We start from the raw sequence: 23,954 nt of genomic DNA, 5'->3' as shown, positions 1-23,954 counted from the left end.
AGACGGGCGACGCAGACAAACCATCCGGAGACAGCGCATGGCCCTCATTTTCTATCTCACCCACGTCCACCTCGGCTTTGGCACGATCAATGAGCTGAAAAGCGAATGCGCACGCGTCGGCATCCGCCAGCCGATGATCGTGACCGACAAGGGCGTGGCCGCCGCCGGGTTAGCCCAGCGGGCCATCGATGCCACGGGTGGGCTGCCCGTCACCGTGTTCGACGAGACGCCGTCCAACCCGACCGAAGCGATGGTGCTGAAGGCCACCGCGCAGTACAAGGACGCCGGCTGCGACGGGCTGATCGCCATTGGGGGTGGTTCGTCGATTGACCTGGCCAAAGGCATCGCCATTGCGGCGACGCACCCGGAGCCGCTGACCACCTACGCGACTATCGAAGGCGGCAGCGCGAAGATCACGGAAGCCGCGGCACCGCTGATCGCCATTCCCACCACGGCAGGCACAGGCAGCGAGGTGGCGCGCGGCGCCATCATCATTCTGGAAGACGGCCGCAAGCTTGGCTTCCACTCGTGGCACTTGCTGCCAAAATCGGCCATCTGCGATGCGGAGTTGACGCTCGGCCTGCCGTCCGCGCTGACGGCGGCCACCGGCATGGATGCCATCGCGCACTGCATCGAGACCTTTCTCGCCCCTGCCTTCAATCCACCCGCAGATGGCATCGCGCTGGACGGCCTGGAGCGCGCCTGGGCCAACATCGAGCGCGCCACGCGTGATGGTTCAGACCGCGATGCGCGGCTGAACATGATGAGCGCGTCCATGCAGGGCGCAATGGCATTCCAGAAGGGGCTGGGGTGCGTGCATTCGTTGTCGCACCCGCTCGGCGGTGTGAAGGTGAACGGCAAGACCGGGCTGCACCACGGCACGCTCAACGCGGTGGTGCTGCCGGCAGTGCTGCGGTTTAACGAGACAGCGGAAACCGTGGTGCGGGACAACCGCTACGCGCGCATGCGTCGCGTGATGAATCTGCCGACGGACGCCGACCTCGCGCAAGCCGTGCATGACTTGACGGCGCGCCTGGGCTTGCCGACCGGCCTGCGTCAGATGGGCGTGCCGGAAGATGCGCTGGAACACGTGGTGGAAGGCGCCCTGCTCGACCACTGCCACAAGACCAACCCGCGCATCGCCACGGCGGATGATTACCGCCGCATGCTGGCGGAGTCGATGTAACGCTGAGAACGCGTTACGAAACGAACGGCCGGATCAACGCAGTGATGCGCTCCGGCTGCTCGTGCACCACCCAGTGCGTACCGTTGGGAATGCGCTCCAGGCGCATATCGGGAATGAAGCGCTCCAGCCCGTTGAGCAGGCTCTTGGGTAGCGCCATGTCCATCTCGCCCCAGATCACCAGCGTGGGCATCTTCACGACAAACGCCTCTGGCGGCATCTGATCGATGCGCAGCGGCGCTGTGCCTTCCGTGGGCGGGTGCAAAGGCGAGGCGCGGTAGTAGTTCACGCCGCCTGTGAGGCCATGCGAGCCACCCTCGCCCGGCTGACGCCATGCAGCGTGATAGCGCGCCCGTACCTCCGGCGTAAACCACTCGGCCACCGGCTGTCCCATGCCATGAAAGAAGCCTTCCAGCTTCTCGAACTCGTTGGCAGCCAGCGCGTCTTCCGAGCCCGGCTGGCGTAGCCAGTTCATGTACGCCGATGAAGCCTGCTGCGCCGGATCACTCAGCAGCGCATTCGCAAACACCCACGGATGCGGCGAATTGATGATCACCAATCGCTCAACCAGCTCCGGATGTTGGATGGCGAGGTTCCAGCAGATCGCCCCGCCCCAGTCGTGCGCGACCACGATGGCGCGCTCATACCCCAGCGCTGCGATGAACTGCGCCAGATCCTGCACCAGGAACTTCGGGCGATACGCATCGACCGCCGCCGGCTTGCTCGACAGGTTGTAACCGCGCATATCGGGCGCCACGGCAAAGTGCGTGTCGCCAAAGGCAGCGAGTTGTGCTTCCCACTCGTACCAGAACTCCGGAAAACCGTGCACGAACAGCATCAGCGGCGCACCGTGCTTGCCGGCGCTGGCGTAATGCAGCCGCGTGCCGTTGGGCAGATCGGCGAACTGCGATTCAGTGATGGCGGCTGCAGTGGTGGCGGTCATGGCGGCTCCGGAGTCTTGGGTATCGGCGTTAGTCGCGCAGTGCATCCACCAGACGTGCGCGCACGTCCGGTTTGCCCTCGAACGGGTCTGACGGATTACGCTGCGAAATGATGTCTTCAAAACGATGCTGCACCGGCGCCAGCGCATGTGGGTGCGAGTAGATGTAGAAGCTCGCATCGCGAATCGCATCAAACGTCATCTGGCCGACCTGCTCCGCCGTCACCTTACCGGAGCTGACCGCCTTGTCCGACATGGCTTGCGACACAAGCTGCGATTTCGTGGGCGGCGCCGTATTGGCGAGGTCCTGCGGGCGATTGCGGTGTGACTTCGTAATGCCCGTCGGCACAAAGTACGGGCACAGCACCGAGCAATGAATCTGTTCGGTCACCAGGCTCAAGTCCTGATACAGCGATTCGGACAACGCCACCACCGCGTGCTTGGACACGTTGTAGATGCCCATGGCCGGCGCATTCAGCAGCCCGGCCATCGATGCCGTATTGATGATATGGCCCTCGTACGACGGGTCTTTCTTCGCAGCTGCCAGCATCAGCGGCGTGAAGATGCGCACACCGTGGATCACGCCGTGCAGGTTCACGCCCAGCACCCAATCCCAATCGCGCTCGGAGTTCTCCCAGATCAGGCCGCCGGCGCCCACGCCTGCGTTATTGAACAGCAGGTTGACCTTGCCGAACGTCTTGATGGCGGCATCGGCCAGCGCTTGGACGTCTTCCACCTTCGACACGTCAACGCGCAGGCCGATGACTTCCACGCCCTGCGCTGCAAACTCAGCCACTGCGGCATCCAGGGCGTCCTGCTGGATATCGGCCAGCACCAGCTTCATGCCCAACCCGGCGGCGTTCTTGGCGAACTCCTTGCCGAAACCCGACGCTCCGCCCGTGATGACGGCCACGCCGCCTGCGAATTGCTTCATACGTGTCTCTCTCGTGTTGTTGTCATGAAGGATGATCGAAACAGCAAGCCCCTTAGCTGGCCGCTTCGACCTTGCGCACGGCGTAACCCACGCGCGGGAAATGCACCACCACTTGGCCGACGCGTGCGTCTTCACGTAGCACGCCCACCGTGTCGCGGGTGGAGACGATCAATTCGCCTTCAATCGGGTCAACGCCGTAATCAACTGCGGCCACCGTCACGCGTGTGCCCTTGGGCAGGCCGTAGCGATCGTCGAAGGAGGCATTCGGTTCAGTCAGCGCACGCGGTGTGGCGGCCTTGGCAACGTCCAGCGCTTCGGCAGGCGTCATCGGCTGGGCCTGCGAATGGCCGAGCGCGGCGACGCGATGCATCCATGCCACCACCTCTGGGTGGGCATCGAGAATGCCTGCAACGCCGGTCGCCCGGCGCACGAACCACAGGCAGTGGTAGACGGAGAAATCTGCCACGGTCGGCTGTTCACCGAACAGGAAGATGTGCTCACCGGAGGCGAATTGCCGCTCCAGTTGCGCGAGGAAGACATGCAGCGTCGACGCGGCCTCCTGCGGCGGCGTGCGCAGGCCGGTGCCGCCCGCGCGCATGGCCTTGCGATCTTCCACGAAAGCCTTGACGAACTCCTCAGGCATGCCGCCGAACAGACTCTGAAAACCCGCGGGCTGCATGACAAAGGTGGCTGACGCCCAGAACAGCGTCGTATCCGCCCATTGCGCCATGGCAAACACCGCTGCCGCATGCTCGGACGGCACGAGCCTGGGCAGCGGATGAATCGACTCCAGTACCTGCGCGATCAACGCGGTATCGCAGTAGATATCTGCGCCGATCTGCAGAAACGGCGTGCGCCGGTAGCCGCCGGTGAGTGGCATCACGTCCGGCTTGGGCAAGATCACGGGCACCGTGACGGACTTCCACGGCTGGTCTTTGTAGCCGAGGATCAATCGCACCTTCTCTGAAAACGGCGAGGTGGCGTAGTGATGCAGGATCAAGTCCGTCATGGATGCTCCAGGTGTTGAGAACCGATCAGTCGAGCAGATCGGGTTGTTCTTTGACGATGCGCGCGTAAAGCGGCTGGAACTGGAACCACCCTGCCTGCGCCGAGCCGACGATGGAATACGCCTGTCGCGCGGCGGCGTCGGAAATCGTGCGCGGTGCCTCGCCGGTGCGTGCGGCTGCAGCTTCGGCCAGCAACTGCACCTGGCAGGAGCGCTCCATGGTGATGAACCACCAGGCGGCCTCGTCGACCGTCTTGCCGACGGTCAGCAGGCCGTGGTTCTGCAGAATGGCGGCCTTGTTGTCGCCGAGTGCCTCGGCAATGCGCTGGCCTTCATCCAGCTCGACCACCACACCACCGAAATCGTCATACACCGCATGGTCGCCATAGAACGCGCACACGTCCTGTGTGAGCGGATCGAGCTTGCGGCCGAGCGTCGACCATGCGCGCCCGTACGTGCTATGCGAGTGCGCTGCGGCGACCGCATCCGGCCGTGCACCATGCACCCGCGAGTGAATGGCAAACGCCGCTGCGTTGACCGGGTAGTCGCCCTCGACCACGTTGCCGTGGTGATCACAGCGGATCAGGTTCGACACCGTCACCTGGCTGAAATGCACGCCGAACGGGTTGACCCAGAAGCTGTCCTGGTGCTCCGGGTCGCGCGCAGTGATGTGCCCGGCCACACCTTCGTCGAAACCGAATTTGGAGAACAGGCGGAACGCCGCTGCCAGACGCTGCTTACGATGCAGGCGCTCTTCGGCAACGGTGGCGAACTGCGGCGGGCGCGGCAGGTTGCGATAACGGGCAGCGGCCTCGGGGCTGAGGTTGCTGGTCATGTCTTCGGGCCGCTTGGCGTGTGCGGTGTCGGGTGCGTTCATGGTGTCTCCTTCACGCAGTCGTTGTGGGTGGAGCCATTCTGTGGTGGCCCTCACCCAGCGGACTGTCAAGCGATTGACAGTCCGCATGTCGACGCAAAAGCGTCAGGTCAAACCAGCTTTACCAATTGCTTGCCGAAGTTCTTGCCCTTGAGCAGGCCAATGAAGGCTTCCGGCGCACTTGCTAGACCGTCTGCCACGCTCTCGCGGAACTTCAGCTTGCCTTGCGCCACGAAGCCGCCCAGCTCGCGCAGTGCTTCCGGCCACACGTCCATGTGCTCGGAGACGATGAAGCCTTCGATGGTCAGGCGCGACACCAAGATCAGTTGCGGGTTCTGCAGCGGCAGCGGCTGGCCGTCGTAGCCGGCGATCATGCCGCACATGGCGATCCGGCCGAATGCGTTCATGCGCGAGAGCACTGCATCCAGAATCGAACCGCCAACGTTCTCAAAGTACGAGTCGATGCCGTCAGGCGTGGCAGCCTTCAGCATCTGGTAGAGCTCCTTCGAATCCTTGGCGGCCTTGTAGTCGATACAGGCATCAAAGCCCAACTCGTTGACCACGTAGTCGCACTTGTCCTTGCCGCCGGCAAAGCCCACGGCACGGCAACCCTTGAGCTTGGCAAGTTGGCCAACCACGCTGCCCACGGCACCTGACGCGGCGCTCACCGCCACGGTCTGGCCGGGCTTGGGCAGCATGATCTTGTTCAGGCCGTACCACGCCGTCACGCCCGGCATACCGACTGAACCCAGATAAGCCGACAGCGGAATATGGCGCGTATCCACCTTCTGAATGCCACGCCCGTCGGACACCCCCACTTCCTGCCAGCCGAACATGCCGACCACGTTGTCGCCCACGGCAAACGACGGGTTCTTCGAGGCTTCCACCACGCCCACGGTGCCGCCGATCATGACTTCGTCCAACGGCTGCGGCTGCGCATACGACTTGCTGTCGTTCATGCGGCCGCGCATGTACGGATCGAGCGACAGGAAATGGTTGCGCACCAGCACCTGGCCGTCCTGCAGTTCGGGGATGTCGGCCGTCTCCAGGCGGAAATTGTCCGGCGTCACTGCACCTTGCGGACGGGACGCCAGAACGATGCGCTGATAAGTCTTCGACATGAAAAACACTCCTAGGTATGCGAATGGGTCACTTCTGATGCATGAGGAAATCCGCCAGCGCAGCAAAGGCCGGCAGCGTGATCGGATCGTTGGCGCCATTGGCGGCGATGGGGTGCGAGGCATAGCGCACGACCGTCATCTGGGCCTCCGGATCAATATAGATCGCCTGACCATGGATGCCGCGCGCCTCAAAAGCGTGGTGGGCATTGTTCGAGATCCACCACATATTGCGGTACGACCAGCCCGGCAGTGTGGCGTAGCCGGCCTTGGCAAACTTGGCAGGGTCGCCACCACGGCGGATGTCGTCGATCACGCTCTTGGGCAGAATCTGGCGGCCGTTGAAGCGGCCGTCGTTGCGGATCATCTCGCCAAAGCGGGCCAGATCACGCAGCGTGGTGTTCAGGCCACCGCCACCGGATTCGGTGCCGATACTGTCCACCCCAAAGTACGCATCGTTCTCTGCCCCCATCGGTTGCCAGATACGCTCAGACAGCAGCGCGGCCAATGATTTGTTGGATGCGCGACGGACAATCCAGGCAAGGACTTCTGCGTTGACGGTCTTGTACGAAAACGCTGCGTCATGTTCGCCTTCCTTCTTCAGCGTGACGAGGTAATCGTAGAAATTGTCCGGTCCTTTGTAGCCCGCCGGGCGCGGCAGCATGCCGCCGGCACGGGCGTAGGCCCAGACATCGGCGTTCGGGTCGGCGTAGTTTTCGGAATAGCGTACGCCGATGGTCATGTCCATGACCTGGCGCACGGTGGCGTCGCTATACGCACTGTCTTTGAGTTCCGGCACGTATTGCGTGACGGGCGCGGCCGGATCGAGCTTGCCGTCGGCCACCAGCATGGCGGCCAGCGTGCCCACAAACGATTTCGTGACCGACATGGCAATGTGCTGGGTGTGTGCATCGAGCGCGCCAAAGTAGCGCTCGTACACCACCTTACCCTTGTGCATGACGAGAATGCCGTCGGTGTACGTCAGCTTCAGGGCTTCTGCAAAAGTGCGGCGCACGCCCTCAGGGTCGGTGAACAACACGCCGTTGATATCGCGTTCAGCGCGCGGCAGCTTGCTGACCGGGCCATCGCCGTGCCAGACCGCGCGTGTCGGCACGAATTCACGCACATGGCTGAAGCCATAGCGCGTGCGCGGGAACATGTTGCCCGCCAGGTCAAAGCGGATGATGCGATCGGGCGGCGGCGGGAAGCCCTGCATCCAGCCCATCTTGTTCGGGTCGGACTCGTCCGCTGTGAGCGGCTTCTGCATGGGGGGCTTCGGTGCGGGCGGTGCCTGTACGGTGGTTTGGGCTTCAGCAGCGGGCGCAGCGGCCGGCGCAGAATTCGAGGCGCATCCTTCCAGGGTCATGATCAATCCGGTGCAGCAAAGCAGAGTGATGGCAAGGGCAGACGCCGTCCGCCGTGCGGGTTGTTGCATGGTTGTCTCCGTGATTGCTTTTCTTGTTGTCCAGGCCCCCGGGCCTGGGGTGTGCAACTGGGTACTGCAACTGCAACCTCTGTGATCAGCCGTCCGCGCCTGCTGATGTGTCCAATTCGGGCGTACGCGGCGGCGGCATGCGTTTGACGAACTTGAACGTGCCCGAGCCGCGGGCGACCAGCTTGCCGGTATCGTCCCTCACCTCGCCTTCGCAGAACGCCATGGTGGTGGACTGATGCACGCAGCGCGCACTGGCCTTGAGCGTGCCGCGCCCGGGCTGCATGAACGCTGTCTTCATCTCAATCGTCACCACGCCGCGACCGTGCACGTCAGCCGAGCGACCGGCCATCGCCATGGCCACGTCAAGCATCGTCATGGTCACGCCGCCGTGGGCCATCTCCCAGCTGTTCATATGGCGCTCTTCCAGCGCCAGCTCGACGATGCCCTCGCCATCCGCCGCCTTCAGGCAGCGCATGTCGATGAGCTTCAGGAAAGGAATGTCGATCGGAAAACCGTTGTTGTCTGCGCTCATGCTGCGTTCAAAAGAGTGGAAAGCAGCCGAAATTAGACCACGCTCACGCCGCCGTCGACGGCAAGGATCTGCCCGGTGATGTGCTTGGACGCATCCGACGCGAACAGCGCGGCCACGCCCTTGAGGTCTTCGTCATCGCCAATGCGGTGCAGCGGCGACTTCTCGGTCAGCTTATCGACGCCCAGCTTTTCCAGCGAACCGCGCGTCATCTTCGACGGGAAGAAGCCCGGGGCGATGGCGTTGACGGTGATGCCGTGCTCGCCCCATTCGCCCGCCAGCGCGCGCGTGAAGTTGACCACGGCGCCCTTGCTGGTGTTGTAGGCAATCGTATCGAGCGAGCCCGGCGGGTTGCCCTTCAGGCCCGCAATCGAGGCCACGTTGACGATCTTCCCGTACTTGCGCGGGATCATCGAACGCTTGCCGATCTGCTGTGTGAGCAGGAACAGGCCACGGATGTTCAGGTTCATCACCTTGTCCCACGCTTCAACCGGGTGGTCTTCGGCCGGAGCGCCCCACGTCGCACCCGCGTTGTTGACGAGAATGTCGATGTGACCCAGCTTGGCGAGCGCCTCGTCAGCCAGGCGCTGGATGTCGGCTTCGACCGCGCCGTCGGCGGCAATCCAGTCGGCTTCGATACCAAGCGACTTCAGATGCGCCTGTGCTTCTTTCAGCTCGTCGGCCTTGCGCGCCGACAGCACGATGCGCGCGCCCTGCTCACCGAGTGCTTCGGCAATCTGCAGGCCAAGCCCGCGCGAACCGCCGGTGATCAGCGCCGTCTTGCCGGAAAGATCGAACAGATGCTTGAGCGTACCCATGGTGTCTCCTATGTCGTTTTCGTTGTGACGTGTCGTTAGAACCAAGCGTCCTGCATGTCCAGCGTGGTCGTGTCGAGCGAGCCCAGCAGCGCGATCTGCGGGTCGATCTTCGGCAACTCCCACTGGAAGAAGTAGCGTGCGGCGTGCAGCTTGCCGCGGTAGAAATCGGCGTCTTCACCCTTTGCTTCGGGCAACGCCTTGGCTGCGGTCAGTGCCTGTTCCAGCCAGAGCCACGCCACGACAACGTGACCGAAGGCTTCCAGATAGACCGATGCATTGGCCAGCGTCACACGCGGGTCACCTGCTGCCCACAGCGTCTGCGTGACCTTGGCCAGCTTTTGCGTGGCCATGCCGAGCGCGCGGCCGTAGCTGATCAACGTTTCATCGCCGGTCTCCAACGCGCGGCCGACGGTGGCTTGCACACGCTCGCCGAGCGCGGCAAATGCTGCGCCGTCCTGCATCACAACCTTGCGGCCCAGAAGGTCCAGGCCCTGGATGCCGTGCGTGCCTTCGTGGATCGGGTTCAGGCGGTTGTCGCGGTAGAACTGTTCGACGTTGTATTCGCGCGTGTAGCCGTAGCCGCCGTGCACCTGGATCGCCAGACTGTTGGCCTCCAGGCACCACTGCGACGGCCAGCTCTTGGCGATGGGCGTGAGGATATCGAGCAGCAGGCCGAGCTTGGCGCGCTTGGCCGGGTCGGTCTCGCCGCGCTCTTCATCCACGAGCTTGGCGCAATACAGGTTCAGGCCGAGCGCGCCTTCCACGTACGCTTTCTGGGCCAGCAGCATGCGGCGCACGTCAGCGTGATCGACGATACGGATTTGCGGGGATGCCGCATCCTTTCCCGACGGACCGATGGGCCGGCCTTGCGGGCGATTGCGCGCGTAATCCACCGCATGCAGGTAACCGGTGTAGCCCAACATCGTCGCGCCCATGCCGACGCCGATGCGCGCCTCGTTCATCATGTGGAACATGCAGGCGAGGCCCTTGTGCGGCTCGCCGACAAGGTAGCCGATGGCACCGGCGCGCGGCTGGCCATCTGCACCTTTCGGTCGGAACTGCGTGCCCTCGCCAAAGTTCAGCAGGCAGTTGGTTGTGCCGCGATAGCCCATCTTGTGGTTCAGGCCGGCCAGCACCACGTCGTTGCGCTCACCCAGTGAGCCATCTGCATTGACGAGGAACTTGGGCACGATGAAGAGCGAGATGCCCTTCACGCCCGGAATCAGCTTGCCGTCTGGGCCGGGGATCTTCGCCAGCACGAGGTGGACGATGTTGTCCGACAGTTCGTGCTCGCCGGCGGAGATCCACATCTTGTTGCCGGTCAGTCGATATTGCGCGCCGAGCGGCGATTCACCTTCGTACTCCGCACGCGTGACGATGTCCGATAGCGACGAACCCGCCTGCGGCTCCGACAGGCACATCGTGCCGTAGAAGCGGCCTTCCATCTCGGGCTGCACGAAGGTCTCGATCTGCGCGGGCGTGCCGTGCGCGAGCAGCAGGTTTGCGTTGCCGATGGTGAGGAATGGGTATGAGCTGGTGCCGACGTTGGCAGCCTTGAAGAAGCCGAAGCCGGCCTTCTCGACCACGGTCGGCAGTTGCATACCGCCACGCTCGAAGTCCTGCCCGGCGGCCATCAGGCCGGCCTTGTTGAAGGCGTCTAGCGCGACCTTCACCTCAGGAATGATGTGGACTGTGGTGCCGTCGAAATGCGGCTCTTGCTGGTCGTTTTTCTTGTTGTGGGGGGCGAAGAGATCCGTCGCGATGCGTTCGCAAGTATCGAGCGCGGCGTCGAAGGTTTCGCGGGAGTGGTCGGCGTAACGCGGAATGCTTGTGAGTGACTCGACGTTGAGCCATTCGTAGAGCAGGAAGCTCAGGTCGCGACGCGACAGCAGCAGAGAAGACATGATGTTAGTGGTCCATCCCTTGTTTCATCCCCTGCCGGGGCTGACTCACTTTCTTTGGTCTTGCCCAAAGAAAGTAAGCAAAGAAATGCGCGCCCGAGATGGCGAAAGCCTCCTTGAATTTCCGTAACCGGGCGGAGACGGGAAAAACTCGCTTCGCTCAGACAGTTTCCCGTCTTGTTTCCGCCCGCTTACGGAAATTCAAGGCGCCATCAAGGGCAGGAACGTCAACTGCCAAACCAGCGGATTGCGTGGGTTGGCGTTTTACTGGGACGTTCCCGGCCAAAGAAAACAGGCTCCCGTTTTTGGTGGGAGCCTGTGTCTCTTTAGAGCACCTCGAACAGACCAGCAGCGCCTTGGCCGCCGCCGATGCACATGGTCACGACCACGTACTTGACGCCGCGGCGCTTGCCTTCGATCAGGGCGTGGCCGACCAGGCGTGCGCCCGACACGCCGTACGGGTGGCCCACGGCGATGGCGCCGCCGTTGACGTTCAGACGGTCCATGGGGATGCCGAGCTTGTCAGCGCAGTACAGCACTTGCACGGCAAACGCTTCGTTCAGTTCCCACAGGCCGATGTCTTCGACCTTCAGGCCGGCCTTCTTGAGCAGCTTGGGCACGGCAAACACCGGCCCGATGCCCATTTCGTCCGGCTCGCAACCGGCCACGGCAAAGCCACGGAACACGCCCAGCGGTTGCAGGCCCTTGGCGGCAGCCACCTTGCCGTTCATCACCACGGCGGCGGATGCGCCGTCGGAGAACTGGCTGGCGTTGCCGGCCGTGATCACGCCCCCCGGCATGGCGGTGCGGATCTTCGACACGCCTTCGAGCGTGGTGTCAGCGCGAATGCCCTCATCAGCCGAGATCGTGACTTCACGCGTCATGAGCTGGCCGGTCTTGGCATCGGCCACGCCCATCACCGTCGTCATCGGCACGATTTCGTCGTTGAACTTGCCGGCGGCGGCGGCAGCGGCAGCGCGCTGCTGGCTCTGCACGCCGTATTCGTCCATGCGCTCCTTGGCGATGTTGTAGCGCTTGGCGACGTTCTCGGCGGTCTGGAGCATGCTCCAGTAGATCTCGGGCTTGTGCTTGCGCAGCCAGCCTTCCTGCAGCATGTGGTGGTTCATCTCTTGCTGCACGCACGAGATGGACTCCACACCGCCGGCCACGAAGATGTCGCCTTCATCGGCAATCACGCGCTGCGCGGCCATGGCGATGGTCTGCAGGCCCGAGGAGCAGAACCGGTTGACGGTCGCGCCCGGCACGGTTACCGGGCAGCCGGCACGCAGGGCGATCTGGCGGGCGATGTTGGCGCCGGTCGCGCCTTCCGGGTTCGCGCAGCCCATCAGGATGTCTTCGACTTCACCCGGCTCGATCTTGGCGCGCTGGATAGCGTGCTGGACTGCATGGCCGCCCAGCGTGGCGCCGTGCGTCATGTTGAAGGCGCCCTTCCAGCTCTTGGCCAGGCCCGTACGTGCGGTGGAAACGATGACTGCTTCGGTCATGGTGTTGCTCCTCGTATCTGGTGGCGGGCGCAGCTTCTGTTGCGCGCCCGTTGTATTCCGTTATCCGTTCAGAACTTCGTGCGACTGCAACCGTGCGATGCCGGCGTCCGTCATGTGCTGCCACGCCTGCGCGAGCGACCCGTTCAGGTCAATCGCGCGGCAAGCATCCTCGATGACAGCCACGTCCAGCCCCGCCGCCCGCGCATCCAGCGCTGACCACGCCACACAAAAGTCCGTGGCCAGCCCGACGCAGAACACGCGCTTAATCCCAAGCTCGCGCAGGTAGCCCAGCAGACCCGTCGGCGTCTTGCGATCCGCTTCAAAAAACGCGGAGTAGCTGTCGATGTGCGGGTGATGGCCCTTGCGGACGATCAACTGCGCATGCGGCACGTCCAGCCGATCGGCCAGCGCGGCACCGGTGCCGTGTTGCACGCAGTGCACCGGCCACAGTACCTGCTGGCCGTACGGCAAATCGATGGTGCCGAACGGCTGCTTACCGGGGTGATTGACTGCGAACGACACATGCTCGCGCGGGTGCCAGTCCTGCGTCAGCACGGTTCGCGCAAGCGGCCCGAATGCCTTGGCGAGCCGGTTGACGACCGGGATGACCTGGTCGCCGTCCGGCACCGCCAGCGCACCGCCGGGCAGAAAGTCGTTCTGCACGTCGATGATCAGCAGGCAATCGGTGGGCGTGAGTTGCATGGCGGCTCAGTCGCTTGGTTGATTAGCCGCGCATTAACCGTTGAAGCCCTTGCCTTCGTCGGCCAGCTTCTGCAGCAGCGGCGCAACCTTCCACGCTTCACCGTGGTAGCCCTTGCTGTAGCGGTGCATGGTCTGCGCGACGTTGTACAGGCCGACGGTGTCTGCGTAGAGCATCGGGCCACCGCGGAACAGCGGGAAGCCGTAGCCGGTCAGGTAGACCATGTCGATGTCAGACGCCTTGGAGGCAATGCCCTCTTCCAGGATCTTTGCGCCTTCGTTCACCAGCGCGAACACCAGGCGCTCGACGATCTCTTCATCCGAGATCTTGCGGCGCGTGATGCCCAGGTCCTTCGAGTGCTGGACGATCATGTCGTTGACTTGCTGGTTCGGGTACGGCTTGCGGTCGCCCGGCTTGTAGTCGTACCAGCCGCCGCCCGTCTTCTGGCCGAAGCGGCCCATTTCGCACAGCAGGTCGGCCGTCTTCGAGTAGACGATGTCCGGCTTGTCCACGGCGCGGCGCTTGCGGATGGCCCAGCCGATGTCATTGCCGGCCAGATCGCCCATGCGGAACGGGCCCATGGCAAAGCCGAACTTCTCGATGGCCTTGTCGACTTGCTCAGGCAGCGCGCCTTCGTCCAGCAGGTAACCGGCTTGGCGGCTGTATTGCTCAATCATGCGGTTGCCGATAAAGCCGTCGCACACGCCGGAGACGACTGCCGTCTTCTTGATGGCCTTGGCCAGCTTCATGACGGTCGCCAGCACGTCCTTGGCGGTGTCCTTGCCGCGCACGACTTCCAGCAGCTTCATCACGTTGGCCGGGCTGAAGAAGTGCATGCCGACCACGTCTTGCGGGCGCTTGGTAAAGCTGGCGATCTTGTCCACGTCCAGCGTGGACGTGTTCGACGCCAGAATCGCACCTTGCTTGACGACTTCGTCCAGCTTCTTGAACACGACTTCCTTGACGCCCATTTCTTCAAACACGGCCTCGATGACGAGGTCGGCGTCTTTAATGTCGTCGTATGAGAGCGTCGGGGTCAGCAGCGCCATGCGTTGCTCGACCTTCTCCTGCGTCAGCTTTCCCTTCTTGGCGCTGTTCTCGTAGTTCTTGCGGATGGTGGCGACGCCGCGGTCCAGCGCTTCCTGCTTGGTTTCCAGCATCGTGACCGGAATGCCCGCGTTCAGGAAGTTCATGGAGATACCGCCACCCATGGTGCCGGCGCCGATCACGGCCACCTTTTCCACCTTGCGCACCGGCGTGTCTTCCGGCACGTCCGGAATCTTGCTGGCAGCACGCTCACCGAAGAAGGCGTGGCGCAGCGCGCGCGATTCGCTGGTATTCACCAGTTCGATGAACAGGTCACGTTCGAACTTGATGCCGTCGTCAAAGCGCTTCTCAACGGCAGCTTGCACGGCGTCAACGCACTTGCCCGGTGCCGGGAAGTTCTTGGCGACTGCCGCAACGGTATTGCGAGCGAATTGCAGGAAACCTTGGGGATTGTCGTGCTCGATCTTGCGATCACGCACCTTCGGCAGCTTGCCCTCGGCAGCGGCCTTGAGCGCAAAGTCGATGGCACCGGCCATCAGGTCGCCTTCAACCATCTGGTCGAACAGGCCGCTCGTGGCCAGCTTTTCTGACGGAATGGCAGTGCCCGAAACGATCATGTTCAGAGCGGGCTCCAGGCCGATTGCGCGCGGCAGGCGCTGCGTGCCGCCGGCGCCCGGCAGGATGCCCAGTTTCACTTCCGGCAGCGCGATCTGCGCGCCTGGCGCGGCCACACGGTAGTGGCAGCCCAGTGCCAGTTCCAGCCCGCCGCCCATCGCCACCGAGTGGATGGCCGCCACAACCGGCTTGCTGCTCGACTCAACCGCCTTGATGACTGCGTGTAGCGTCGGCTCTTGCGTAGCCTTGGGCGTGTTGAATTCGCGGATATCAGCACCGCCCGAGAAGGCCTTGCCTGCGCCGGTGATCACAATGGCCTTGACGCTGGGGTCATCACCAGCCTTGACCATGCCCTCAACGATACCCAGGCGCGTGGAATGGCCAAGGCCGTTGACCGGCGGGTTGCTGAGCGTAATGACGGCAACGCCGTCTTGGACCTTGTACTCCGCAGTCATGCTGGTTCCTTTGGTGATGCGAGGGCCGGCTCGATTGACGCCAAAGCAGCGCACCGTGCCTCGCGGTTGAACTGTCTCTCAAGTATCGTTTTTTTTAACGCGCGGTAAGGCCGCGACTCGACACAGAATACACAAAATAGCACGGTCGTTCAATTTTTATTTTTGCGCTGCACGGCGCCATCCAGCGGGCCATGCAGCGGGCTGCGGCAGGTTCAAACGCGTGTGCTGCAGCATCGATTTTTTGCCCGGCACATGACGGTTTTGATAGAGTCGCGCATTTCGTTGCTTGGGATGATCCTGGGTGCCCATCAGGCGCGGGGACGTCTCGTCACATTTCGTCGATTCCATTCGCGATCCGAGTGGAGTCGTCCACTCTGTATCCATGTCAGAACACGCTACCCCGTCCACAGAGACGCCGGGCTTGCGCCGCACATTGCGCGCGCGCCATCTCACCATGATCGCCATTGGCGGATCGATCGGTACCGGGCTGTTCGTGGCCTCGGGCGCGACGGTCTCGCAAGCGGGCCCCGGTGGCGCACTCGCCGCCTACATCCTGATCGGGGTCATGGTCTACTTCCTGATGACCAGCCTGGGCGAGCTTGCCGCCTACATGCCAGTCTCGGGCTCGTTTGCCACCTACGGCGCGCTCTATGTCGATGAAGGCTTCGGCTTCGCGCTGGGCTGGAACTATTGGTACAACTGGGCGGTGACCATTGCGGTGGAACTGGCCGCTGCGCAGCTCGTCATGCACTACTGGTTCCCGGATGTGCCGGGCGTGCTGTGGAGTGCGGTGTTCCTCCTCATCATGTTCCTGCTCAACGCCATCTCGGTGCGTGGCTTTGGCGAGGCGGAATACTGGTTTGCGCTCATCAAGGTCGTCACCGTCATCTTCTTTATTGGCATTGGCCTGGCGATGATCTTCGGGATCATGAAGGGCGGTCCGCAATCGGGCCTTCAGAACCTGACGCTGGGCGATGCGCCGTTCGTGGGCGGGCTGCCGGCGATGATCGGCGTGGCGATGATCGCGGGGTTCTCGTTCCAAGGGACGGAGCTGATCGGCGTGGCAGCAGGCGAATCGGCTGACCCGGCGCGCACGATTCCGCGGGCAGTCAAGCAAGTGTTCTGGCGCATCCTGCTGTTCTATGTGCTGGCCATCTTCATCATCGGTGTGCTGGTGCCGTACACCGATCCGAACCTGCTTTCGACGGAGGTCAGCAACATTGGCGTGAGCCCGTTCACGCTGGTGTTCAAGCACGCCGGTCTGGCATTTGCGGCTGGGCTGATGAACGCGGTGATCCTGACCGCCGTGCTGTCGGCGGGCAACTCGGGCATGTATGCGTCCACGCGCATGCTGTACAACCTGGCCACCGAGGGCCGTGCGCCGCGCATCTTTGCGCAACTCACCAAGAATGGCGTGCCCCGCAATGCGCTGCTGGCCACGACGGCCGTTGGTGCGTTGTGCTTCCTTAGCTCGCTGTATGGCGACAAGACGGTCTATCTGTGGCTGCTGAATACGTCGGGCATGACCGGCTTTGTGGCATGGCTGGGCATTGCCATCAGCCACTACCGGTTCCGCAAGGGGCTGGTGGCGCAGGGGCATGATCCGGCGCAGTTGCCGTATCGCTCGAAGTTCTTCCCGTATGGCCCGCTGTTCGCGTTCGGGCTGTGCCTGGTCATTACGCTCGGCCAGAACTACCAAGCATTCACCAGCGGCACGATCGACTGGCCCGCGGTGATTGCCACGTACATCGGCATTCCAATCTTCTTCCTGATCTGGATTGGCTACCGGCTGGTGCGCGGTGGCGGCATTGTCCGCTACCAGGACATGCACTTCCCGCGCCCGCCCGTGACGCGCGATCCGCTGGCTGGCCAGGACCCTGGCCCCGAACTGCCGACCATCGCCACCCGCGTGTCCGGCACGCAGCAATAACATTTGCCTCGCCTGCCGTTTGCATCGCACTCGGCAGGCGTTTTCATTTGCGCGCCCCACCCCGGCGCATCCCCTATGCACACACCGATTACCCCGACCGGCCTCGAAGCCCAATCCGAACTGCGCCGACGCCTGCGCTCGCGGCACATCATGATGATCGCCCTGAGCGGCGCCATCGGCACGGGCCTGTTCGTGGCATCCGGCGCGTCGATTGCAACGGCCGGCCCCGGCGGCGCCCTGCTGACCTACACGCTGATCGGCGTGATGGTGTACTGCCTCATGACGAGCCTGGGTGAGCTGGCCGTGCATCTGCCGGTGTCGGGCTCGTTCGTGACCTATAGCCGCCTGTATGTGGAAGAAGGCTTCGGCTTTGCGCTCGGCTGGAACTACTGGTTCTCGTTGGCCGTGACGGTGGCCGTCGAGCTGGCCGCCGCGCAACTGGTGATGAAGTATTGGTTTCCGGGCGTGTCGGGCATGGTGTGGAGCGCGGCGTTCCTGCTGCTGATGTTCGGCCTCAACGCGATCTCCGTGCGTGGCTTTGGCGAGGCGGAATACTGGTTCTCGATGATCAAGGTGGTGACGATTGTCGTATTCCTGCTGATCGGCTTGGCGATGATCTTCGGCATCATGCACGGTGGCCCGCAGTCAGGCTGGCAAAACTTCACCGTGGGCGATGCGCCGTTCGTGGGCGGCCCCGCTGCAATGATTGGCGTAGCCATGATCGCGGGGTTTTCGTTCCAGGGCGTCGAGACCGTCGGTGTGGCCGCTGGTGAAGCGGAGAACCCCTCTCGTACGATCCCACGCGCCATTCGCCAGACGTTCTGGCGCATTCTGCTGTTCTATGTGCTGGCGATCCTGATCATCGGTGTGTTGCTGCCCTACACCGATCCCAACCTGCTGCGCAATGAGGCAACCGATGTGGGTGTGAGCCCGTTCACGCTGGTGTTCCAGCATGCCGGCCTGGCATTTGCCGCCGGGATGATGAATGCGGTGGTGCTGACCGCACTGCTGTCGTCGGGCACGTCGAGCCTGTATGTATCGACGCGGATCCTGTATGACTTGTCGCTCGAAGGCCAGGCGCCGCGCTGGTTTGCCAAGGTGTCGGGCGATGGCGTGCCACTCCGTGCGCTGTTGGCCACGTCCGCCGTGGGGGCGCTCTGCTTCTTCAGTTCGCTGTTTGGCGATCAGGTGGTCTACCTGTGGCTGCTGAATACGTCAGCGGTGACGTGCTTCATCGCATGGTTTGGCATTGCCGTGGCGCACTACCGGTTCCGCAAGGGGTTCACGAGCCAGGGGCATTCGCTGGATCAGTTGGCGTATCGGTCGCCGTTCTTCCCGTTCGGGCCGATCATGGTGGCGATCCTGTGTGTGGTGATCATCCTTGGGCAGAACACCAAAGCGCTGCTTGCACCGATCGACAATTTTGGCCCCTTCGTTGCGACGTACTGCGGGGTGTTTCTGTTTGTGGCGATCTGGCTGGGATACCGCTGGAAGTTCAAGACGCGGTTTGTGAAGTATTCGGAGATGCAATTTAGCGGGGCGCATCTCCAGCAGGCCAAGGCGGCCTCGGAAGCCGCCTCGCCTGCTGCTGGCGTCGTCACTCACTAAGCGACGCCCGCAGGTTTACAGCCCAACGGATCGCAGCGTCGAGAGATTGACCGCATTGGCCATCGCCGCGTAGCCCGCGTCATTCGGGTGCAGGTGATCTCCGCTGTCGAATACCGGCAGCAGGTTTTGTGGACTGGCCGGATCGCGCACCACCGCATCGAAATCGACAACGGCGTCGAACGCGCCGCTGGTGCGGATCCAGCGGTTCACTGCCTGGCGCGTCGCCTCTTTCTGGGGCGACCAGTAATTCGGATACGGCACCTCCGAGCCCTTGAACGGCGTCAGGGTGCCGCCCATGATTTTGATGCCGTGTTGCCGGCTACGCACGATGATTTGCCGGTACCCGTTGATGATGTCTTCCGCCGCAACGAGCGGGCTGGCGGGGGCCAACGATGTACCGGGGTAGCCAATGTCGTTGATGCCCTCCAGCAGGACCACCCACTGCACGCCGGCCAGGCTCAAGACATCTCGGTCATATCGGGCCAGCGCGCTGACGCCCGCCAGGTCTGCGAGAACGCGGTTGCCGGCAATCCCCTGGTTGAGCACGGCAAACGCGCCCCATGGGCCATTGCTGTTCAGGCGCCGCGACAGCACATCGGGCCAGCGCTTGTTGGCATCGGTCGTGGAATTCTGGCCGTCCGTGATCGAGTCCCCAAACGCAACAACGGTGCGCGGCTGGTTCTGTGCCTCGACCAGCAGGCCGGACACATAGAAGCGGCTCGTGTACGGGGTTGGCGATGGCTGATCCGGTGCGGCTGTGTTGTCACCGCTCGAGACATAGGCCGTCTGTGCCGCGTAGTTGTGGATCGTCCCCAGCGTCGTGGCGTTGGGCAAGAACAGCGTGATGGCAACGTCTGACAACGGCGCAATGGGAAGGTCGATCGGGTCACTGATCAACGGCGCGCCGGCATAGAGCGTGGTGGTGGTTTTCCCGCCAAACGTAACGGTTCGGTCAGAGTTGGGGCGGATCTTCGCACCGCCGGCGGACAAGGCAACATGCACCGGACCAACGACCACCGGTGCTGTCCCGAACTCATTGCTTAACCGCAGGCGCAGCTGATTGCCTCCAACGCTGGCATGGACGATCTGGCGAATGGTTGTTGCTGCGGGAAAGTTCTTGGGGGCAGTCGGATAGATGTTGCGATCGGGGCTGGCCGTCCAGGTTGCGACCCACCGGCCGTTGAATCCGTTGGCCCGGTAGTCCTCGTCCGCATGTGGCGCTGAAGAGGCCAATGAGATAAGGGCAATCACTGCTGCACGGTAAAAGCGCTGCCGAAAACTACTTCTGCGCATGGTGTCTCCATTGAGTGTTATCGAGTGAACCAGGCCGCCTCGAACGCACGGTCCATTCGATGTCGTAATGACCGGGTCCCCCGACTTCAAGGAGAAATTTGTCAACTGTTGGCTACCGATCGACAAAAGAAAAAGCCCGCACGGTCATCCATGCGGGCCATCTGTCGATCGTGATGCTGGGAGCGGTGTTTAAACCTCCAGCCACTCCTGCCGGACCTTCGCATCCGCCTTCAACTGTTGCGGCGTTCCCTCAAACACGATCTGTCCATGCCCCATCACGTACACGCGCTGTGAGATGTCCAGGGCAATAGCCAGCTTCTGCTCCACCAGCAGCACCGAGATCCCCCGCTCCTTGAGCGTCTTCAGATACTCGCCTACCAGCGTTACGATCAGCGGCGCGAGCCCTTCGGTCGGCTCATCGATGATGATGAAATCCGGATCGCCCATCAGCGTGCGGCACAGCGTGAGCATCTGCTGTTCGCCGCCGGAGAGCACACCTGCCGGGGTGTTCTCCCGCTCCTGCAGCCGGGGGAACATGCGATACATGTCTTCCAGCTGCCAGCGCGGCTTCGGCTGACTCGGGTTGCGCTTCTCGCCCAGCAGCAGGTTCTGCCGTACCGTCAGCGTTGGGAAGATGTCGCGGTTCTCCGGCACGTAACCGATGCCTTGATGCGCCACCTCGAAGGTGCGCATGCCGCTCACGTTCTTGCCACGCAGCAGGATCTCGCCTTCGTGCTTGACCATCCCCATGATGGACTTGGCCAAGGTCGAGCGCCCCACCCCATTGCGCCCAAGCAGGGCGACGATCTCGCCCTCGCCCACGTGCATGTCGACGCCGTGCAGGATGTGGCTCTTGCCGTAGTACGCGTGCAGGTTGCGCACCTCCAGCATTGGAGTATTCGTTGCCATCAATGCGCTCCTGCAGGTTCGTCCAGCGTGGTGCCGAGGTAGGCCTCCTTCACGCGGCGGTTGTTGCGAATGGCTTCAGGTGTGTCGGTGGCAATCACCTCGCCGTAGACCAATACCGAGATGCGATCGGCCAAGCCAAATACCACGCTCATGTCGTGCTCGACCATCACCAGCGTCTTGCCAACCGTCACCTTGCGGATCAAGTCGACCGCGTGGTCGGATTCGGAGCGGCTCATACCGGCAGTCGGCTCGTCCAGCAGGATCACGTCGGCACCGCCCGCGATGGTGATGCCAATCTCCAGCGCACGCTGCTCGGCATACGTCAGCATGCCTGCGGCGGCATCGCGCCGATGCGTCATGCCGATCTGCTCCAGCACTTCCTCCGCACGTTCACGTGCATCGCGCAGTTCGGCCAGCTTGTGCCAGAACGAATACTTGTAGCCCAGCGACCAGAGCACCGCGCAACGCAGGTTCTCGAACACCGTCAGCCGATGAAAGATGTTGGTGATCTGGAAGCTGCGCGACAGGCCCTTGCGGTTGATCTCGAACGGCGCCAGGCCGCTGATCTCTTCGCCATTGAGCTGCACGCTGCCCGACGTGGCTGGGAAGCGGCCCGAGATCAGGTTGAACGTGGTCGACTTGCCTGCGCCATTCGGGCCGATGAGCGCGTGGCGCTCGCCCTTGCCGATGGTAAGGTTCACGCCCCGGATGATCTCGGTCTGACCGAAACGCTTGCGGACATCGCGCAGTTCCAGCGCGGCGGTGGGACCCAATGCGGGTTGACTCATGGTTGCGGCTCCTGCAAGGCGTTGTCCCAGGCGGTGCGCAGCTTGCCCGCTGCGGCACGCAAGCCGAAGGCGCCCACCAGCCACAGCACGGCGGTCACGGCCCACGGCATCCAGGTGGTCGGTGCGACGGACATGCCGAACAGCGTGGCCACGCCGCCCGAGCCCTCGTCCTGCACGGCGTAGATCATCTCTACGGTGGAAATCAGCGCCACCAGCAGGATGGCCGCCGGCACGAATGCCACGCCGTAGGCCGGCAGCAGTGTCTTCAACTTGCCGCGCCGTGCAATCGGCAGGTGCATCACCAGCAGGCTGGCGATGCCGCCCGGCGCATACATGACCATCAGCACAAAGAACAAGCCCAGATACAGCAGCCACGCCTTGGTGATACCCGACAGCGCCACGGTAAAGAACACCGTGAGCACCGCGCCGATGATCGGGCCAAAGAAGCTGCCCATACCGCCAATGAACGCCGCCAGCAGCACCGCCCCCGACCGCACGGCCGAGACGTTCTCTGCCGTCACGATCTCGAAGTTGATGCATGACAGCGCCCCGGCAATACCTGCAAAGAACGCCGACAGAATCACTACCAGAAAGCGCACGCGCTGCGTGTTGTAGCCGATGAATTCCACGCGCTCGGGGTTGTCGCGCACGGCGTTGGCGATACGGCCCAGCGGCGTCTGCGTCCACGCATACATCAGCGCCATCGAGATCAGGCACCACGCGGCAATCAGGTAGTAGACCTGGCGCGCCGGACCAAAGCTGACGCCAGCAAGCGCATCGCCGATGCTGCGGTTGGTCGACACACCGCCTTCGCCACCGAAGAAATCCGGGAACATGAGCGCGCTGGCGAAGACCATCTCGCCGATGCCCATCGTGATCATCGCGAACGTCGTGCCAGCCTTCTTGGTCGTGACGTAGCCGAAGATCACGCCGAACAGCGCGCCGCCCAGGCCGCCTACGATGGGCAGCAACGCCACCGCCAGCGGCCCAGCGACGCCCAGCGACTGCATGGCGCCGATCTTGTTGAGCACGTGCACGGCCATGAAGGCGCCCAGGCCGGCGTACACCGCGTGCCCGAACGACAGCATGCCGGACTGCCCCAGCAGCATGTTGTACGACAGCGCGAAGATGATCATGATGCCCATCTGCGAGAGCAGCGTGATCGCAAAACCCTGCGGCCAGATGAGCGGCAGCACGATCATCACCAGCGCCGTGATGCTCCAGATCAGCCAGCGGGCGAGGTTGACCGGCCTGAACTTCATTGTTCGCGCGCGATCATTGGCCGGCAATGCCCCGTGTTGTTGCGCTTGTTGGTGCATAGTGCGTTCCATTTAGCTCTCCCGCGTACCCATGAGCCCACGCGGGCGGAAGATCAGCATCAGCACCAGCAGCAGGTACGGCAGCACCGGCGCGACTTGCGCAATCGTCAGGTTCCAGACCGAGATGAGCGGCACGTCCGGATGGAGCGTGACACCGATCGTCTGCAGCACGCTCGTCACCGAGATATCCAGCGTGACGGCAAAGGTTTGGATGCAGCCGATCAGCAGCGATGCGATAAACGCGCCCACCAGCGACCCCATGCCGCCCACCACCGCCACCACGAAGACGATGGAGCCGACTGCCGCCGCCATGGACGGCTCTGTCACAAAGGCATTGCCGCCAATCACGCCGGCCAGCCCGGCCAATGCGCAGCCGCCGCCGAACACCAACATGAACACGCGCGGCACGTTGTGGCCGAGCGCTTCCACCATGTCCGGATGCGTGAGCGCTGCCTGAATGACCAGGCCGATGCGCGTGCGCGTGAGCAGCAGGAAGATGCCCACCAGCATCAGCAGCGACACCAGCATCATGAAAGCCCGGTACTTGGGGAACGACGACGTGAACAGCGTGAACAGCGGGCCGTCCAGCATCTGCGGCACGCGATACGGCACGGCCGGCAGGCCCCACACCAGCTTCACGCCTTCTTCAATGAGGTAGGCCAAGCCGAAGGTGAACAACAGCTCAGCGACGTGGCCATAGCGGTGCACGGTACGCAGGCCAAAGCGCTCGACCACCGCGCCCAGCGCGCCCACCAGCAGCGGCGCAACGATCAGCGCGGTCCAGAAGCCCAGGTACCCGCTGACGACGTAGGCGAAGTACGCCCCCAGCATGTAGAAGCTGGCGTGCGCAAAGTTGAGAACGCCCATCATGCTGAAGATCAGCGTCAGGCCCGAAGACAACATGAACAGCAGCAACCCGTAGCTGATGCCGTTCAAGAGATTGATGACTAGAAATTCCACGCTACAGCCCTCTCGGCAAGGCATGGACCGTCCCGCGAAAATGCGGTGCCGGTCCATGCCTTTCCCCGTTTAAAACATCGCCGCACG

At 63.1% G+C, this 23,954-nt stretch carries 21 protein-coding genes; 3 read left to right on the top strand and 18 right to left on the bottom strand.

Going from position 1 to position 23,954, the window contains the following annotated elements; all coding sequences use genetic code 11:
• Positions 1 to 37: 37 nt before the first annotated feature.
• Positions 38 to 1,186 (top strand): iron-containing alcohol dehydrogenase, encoded by a 1,149-nt coding sequence (locus tag F7R11_RS10235; RefSeq protein WP_064803235.1) that lies wholly within the window; start codon positions 38 to 40, stop codon positions 1,184 to 1,186.
• A gap of 13 nt (positions 1,187 to 1,199) precedes the next feature.
• On the opposite strand, the gene F7R11_RS10230 is transcribed toward F7R11_RS10235, so the two are convergent.
• The 13 genes from F7R11_RS10230 to F7R11_RS10170 all read right to left on the bottom strand — a co-directional run bounded on the left by F7R11_RS10230 (position 1,200) and on the right by F7R11_RS10170 (position 15,408).
• Positions 1,200 to 2,126, bottom strand: a complete 927-nt coding sequence (locus F7R11_RS10230; RefSeq protein WP_064803233.1) for an alpha/beta fold hydrolase — start codon at positions 2,124 to 2,126, stop codon at positions 1,200 to 1,202.
• A 28-nt stretch (positions 2,127 to 2,154) separates the two neighbouring features.
• Positions 2,155 to 3,057, bottom strand: a complete 903-nt coding sequence (locus F7R11_RS10225; protein ID WP_064803231.1) for an SDR family oxidoreductase — start codon at positions 3,055 to 3,057, stop codon at positions 2,155 to 2,157.
• Positions 3,058 to 3,109: 52 nt separating this feature from the next.
• Positions 3,110 to 4,066 carry a glutathione S-transferase family protein gene (locus F7R11_RS10220; RefSeq protein WP_064803229.1) on the bottom strand — a complete coding sequence of 319 codons (957 nt, stop codon included), beginning with the start codon at positions 4,064 to 4,066 and terminating at the stop codon, positions 3,110 to 3,112.
• Positions 4,067 to 4,091: 25 nt separating this feature from the next.
• Positions 4,092 to 4,940: a class II aldolase/adducin family protein gene (locus F7R11_RS10215; RefSeq protein WP_064803227.1), complete on the bottom strand. Its 849-nt coding sequence runs from the start codon at positions 4,938 to 4,940 to the stop codon at positions 4,092 to 4,094.
• Positions 4,941 to 5,047: 107 nt separating this feature from the next.
• Positions 5,048 to 6,058: an NADP-dependent oxidoreductase gene (locus F7R11_RS10210; RefSeq protein ID WP_064803225.1), complete on the bottom strand. Its 1,011-nt coding sequence runs from the start codon at positions 6,056 to 6,058 to the stop codon at positions 5,048 to 5,050.
• Positions 6,059 to 6,086: 28 nt separating this feature from the next.
• On the bottom strand, positions 6,087 to 7,490 hold the full coding sequence (locus tag F7R11_RS10205; protein WP_064803223.1) for a serine hydrolase domain-containing protein: 1,404 nt from the start codon (positions 7,488 to 7,490) through the stop codon (positions 6,087 to 6,089).
• Between the two features lie 85 nt (positions 7,491 to 7,575).
• A complete protein-coding gene (locus F7R11_RS10200) occupies positions 7,576 to 8,022 on the bottom strand; it encodes a PaaI family thioesterase (RefSeq protein WP_064803220.1) in 447 nt (148 codons plus the stop codon).
• 32 nt (positions 8,023 to 8,054) lie between these two features.
• On the bottom strand, positions 8,055 to 8,837 hold the full coding sequence (locus F7R11_RS10195) for an SDR family oxidoreductase (RefSeq protein WP_064803218.1): 783 nt from the start codon (positions 8,835 to 8,837) through the stop codon (positions 8,055 to 8,057).
• Positions 8,838 to 8,872: 35 nt separating this feature from the next.
• Complete coding sequence (locus tag F7R11_RS10190) at positions 8,873 to 10,741, bottom strand: acyl-CoA dehydrogenase (RefSeq protein ID WP_064803216.1); 1,869 nt, start codon at positions 10,739 to 10,741, stop codon at positions 8,873 to 8,875.
• 323 nt (positions 10,742 to 11,064) lie between these two features.
• Positions 11,065 to 12,243, bottom strand: a complete 1,179-nt coding sequence (locus tag F7R11_RS10185; RefSeq protein WP_064803213.1) for an acetyl-CoA C-acyltransferase — start codon at positions 12,241 to 12,243, stop codon at positions 11,065 to 11,067.
• A gap of 60 nt (positions 12,244 to 12,303) precedes the next feature.
• Entirely contained in the window at positions 12,304 to 12,945 is a 642-nt protein-coding gene (pncA, locus tag F7R11_RS10180) for a bifunctional nicotinamidase/pyrazinamidase (protein ID WP_064803211.1), read from the bottom strand.
• 33 nt (positions 12,946 to 12,978) lie between these two features.
• Entirely contained in the window at positions 12,979 to 15,060 is a 2,082-nt protein-coding gene (locus F7R11_RS10175; RefSeq protein ID WP_064803209.1) for a 3-hydroxyacyl-CoA dehydrogenase NAD-binding domain-containing protein, read from the bottom strand.
• A gap of 156 nt (positions 15,061 to 15,216) precedes the next feature.
• The gene (locus F7R11_RS10170; RefSeq protein ID WP_104577557.1) at positions 15,217 to 15,408 is read right to left on the bottom strand and encodes a hypothetical protein; all 192 of its coding nucleotides are present in this window, start codon (positions 15,406 to 15,408) and stop codon (positions 15,217 to 15,219) included.
• 34 nt (positions 15,409 to 15,442) lie between these two features.
• Between F7R11_RS10170 and F7R11_RS10165 the strand changes: the two genes are divergently transcribed.
• Together F7R11_RS10165 and F7R11_RS10160 are read left to right on the top strand one after the other, a co-directional pair.
• A complete protein-coding gene (locus tag F7R11_RS10165) occupies positions 15,443 to 16,990 on the top strand; it encodes an amino acid permease (RefSeq protein WP_064803207.1) in 1,548 nt (515 codons plus the stop codon).
• Between the two features lie 75 nt (positions 16,991 to 17,065).
• Positions 17,066 to 18,598 carry an amino acid permease gene (locus tag F7R11_RS10160; RefSeq protein WP_064803204.1) on the top strand — a complete coding sequence of 511 codons (1,533 nt, stop codon included), beginning with the start codon at positions 17,066 to 17,068 and terminating at the stop codon, positions 18,596 to 18,598.
• A 15-nt stretch (positions 18,599 to 18,613) separates the two neighbouring features.
• Here the strand turns inward: F7R11_RS10160 and F7R11_RS10155 are convergent, their stop codons facing one another.
• The 5 genes from F7R11_RS10155 to F7R11_RS10135 form a co-directional block, all read right to left on the bottom strand.
• Positions 18,614 to 20,017, bottom strand: a complete 1,404-nt coding sequence (locus tag F7R11_RS10155) for an SGNH/GDSL hydrolase family protein (protein ID WP_151180523.1) — start codon at positions 20,015 to 20,017, stop codon at positions 18,614 to 18,616.
• A 63-nt stretch (positions 20,018 to 20,080) separates the two neighbouring features.
• Positions 20,081 to 20,800: an ABC transporter ATP-binding protein gene (locus F7R11_RS10150; protein ID WP_031329258.1), complete on the bottom strand. Its 720-nt coding sequence runs from the start codon at positions 20,798 to 20,800 to the stop codon at positions 20,081 to 20,083.
• Positions 20,800 to 21,588, bottom strand: coding sequence for an ABC transporter ATP-binding protein (locus F7R11_RS10145; RefSeq protein WP_021194535.1), 789 nt, complete (start codon positions 21,586 to 21,588; stop codon positions 20,800 to 20,802). The genes F7R11_RS10150 and F7R11_RS10145 overlap by 1 nt, the downstream gene beginning before the upstream one ends.
• A complete protein-coding gene (locus F7R11_RS10140; protein ID WP_031329259.1) occupies positions 21,585 to 22,919 on the bottom strand; it encodes a branched-chain amino acid ABC transporter permease in 1,335 nt (444 codons plus the stop codon). The genes F7R11_RS10145 and F7R11_RS10140 overlap by 4 nt, the downstream gene beginning before the upstream one ends.
• The gene (locus F7R11_RS10135; protein WP_064803199.1) at positions 22,920 to 23,867 is read right to left on the bottom strand and encodes a branched-chain amino acid ABC transporter permease; all 948 of its coding nucleotides are present in this window, start codon (positions 23,865 to 23,867) and stop codon (positions 22,920 to 22,922) included. It abuts the gene before it with no gap.
• Between the last annotated feature and the right edge of the window lie 87 nt (positions 23,868 to 23,954).

It is taken from the genome of Ralstonia insidiosa, from assembly GCF_008801405.1.
Classification (GTDB): domain Bacteria; phylum Pseudomonadota; class Gammaproteobacteria; order Burkholderiales; family Burkholderiaceae; genus Ralstonia; species Ralstonia insidiosa.
Note: the sequence above shows the minus strand (reverse complement) of the source record. Positions and strands in the feature narration are given on the sequence as shown.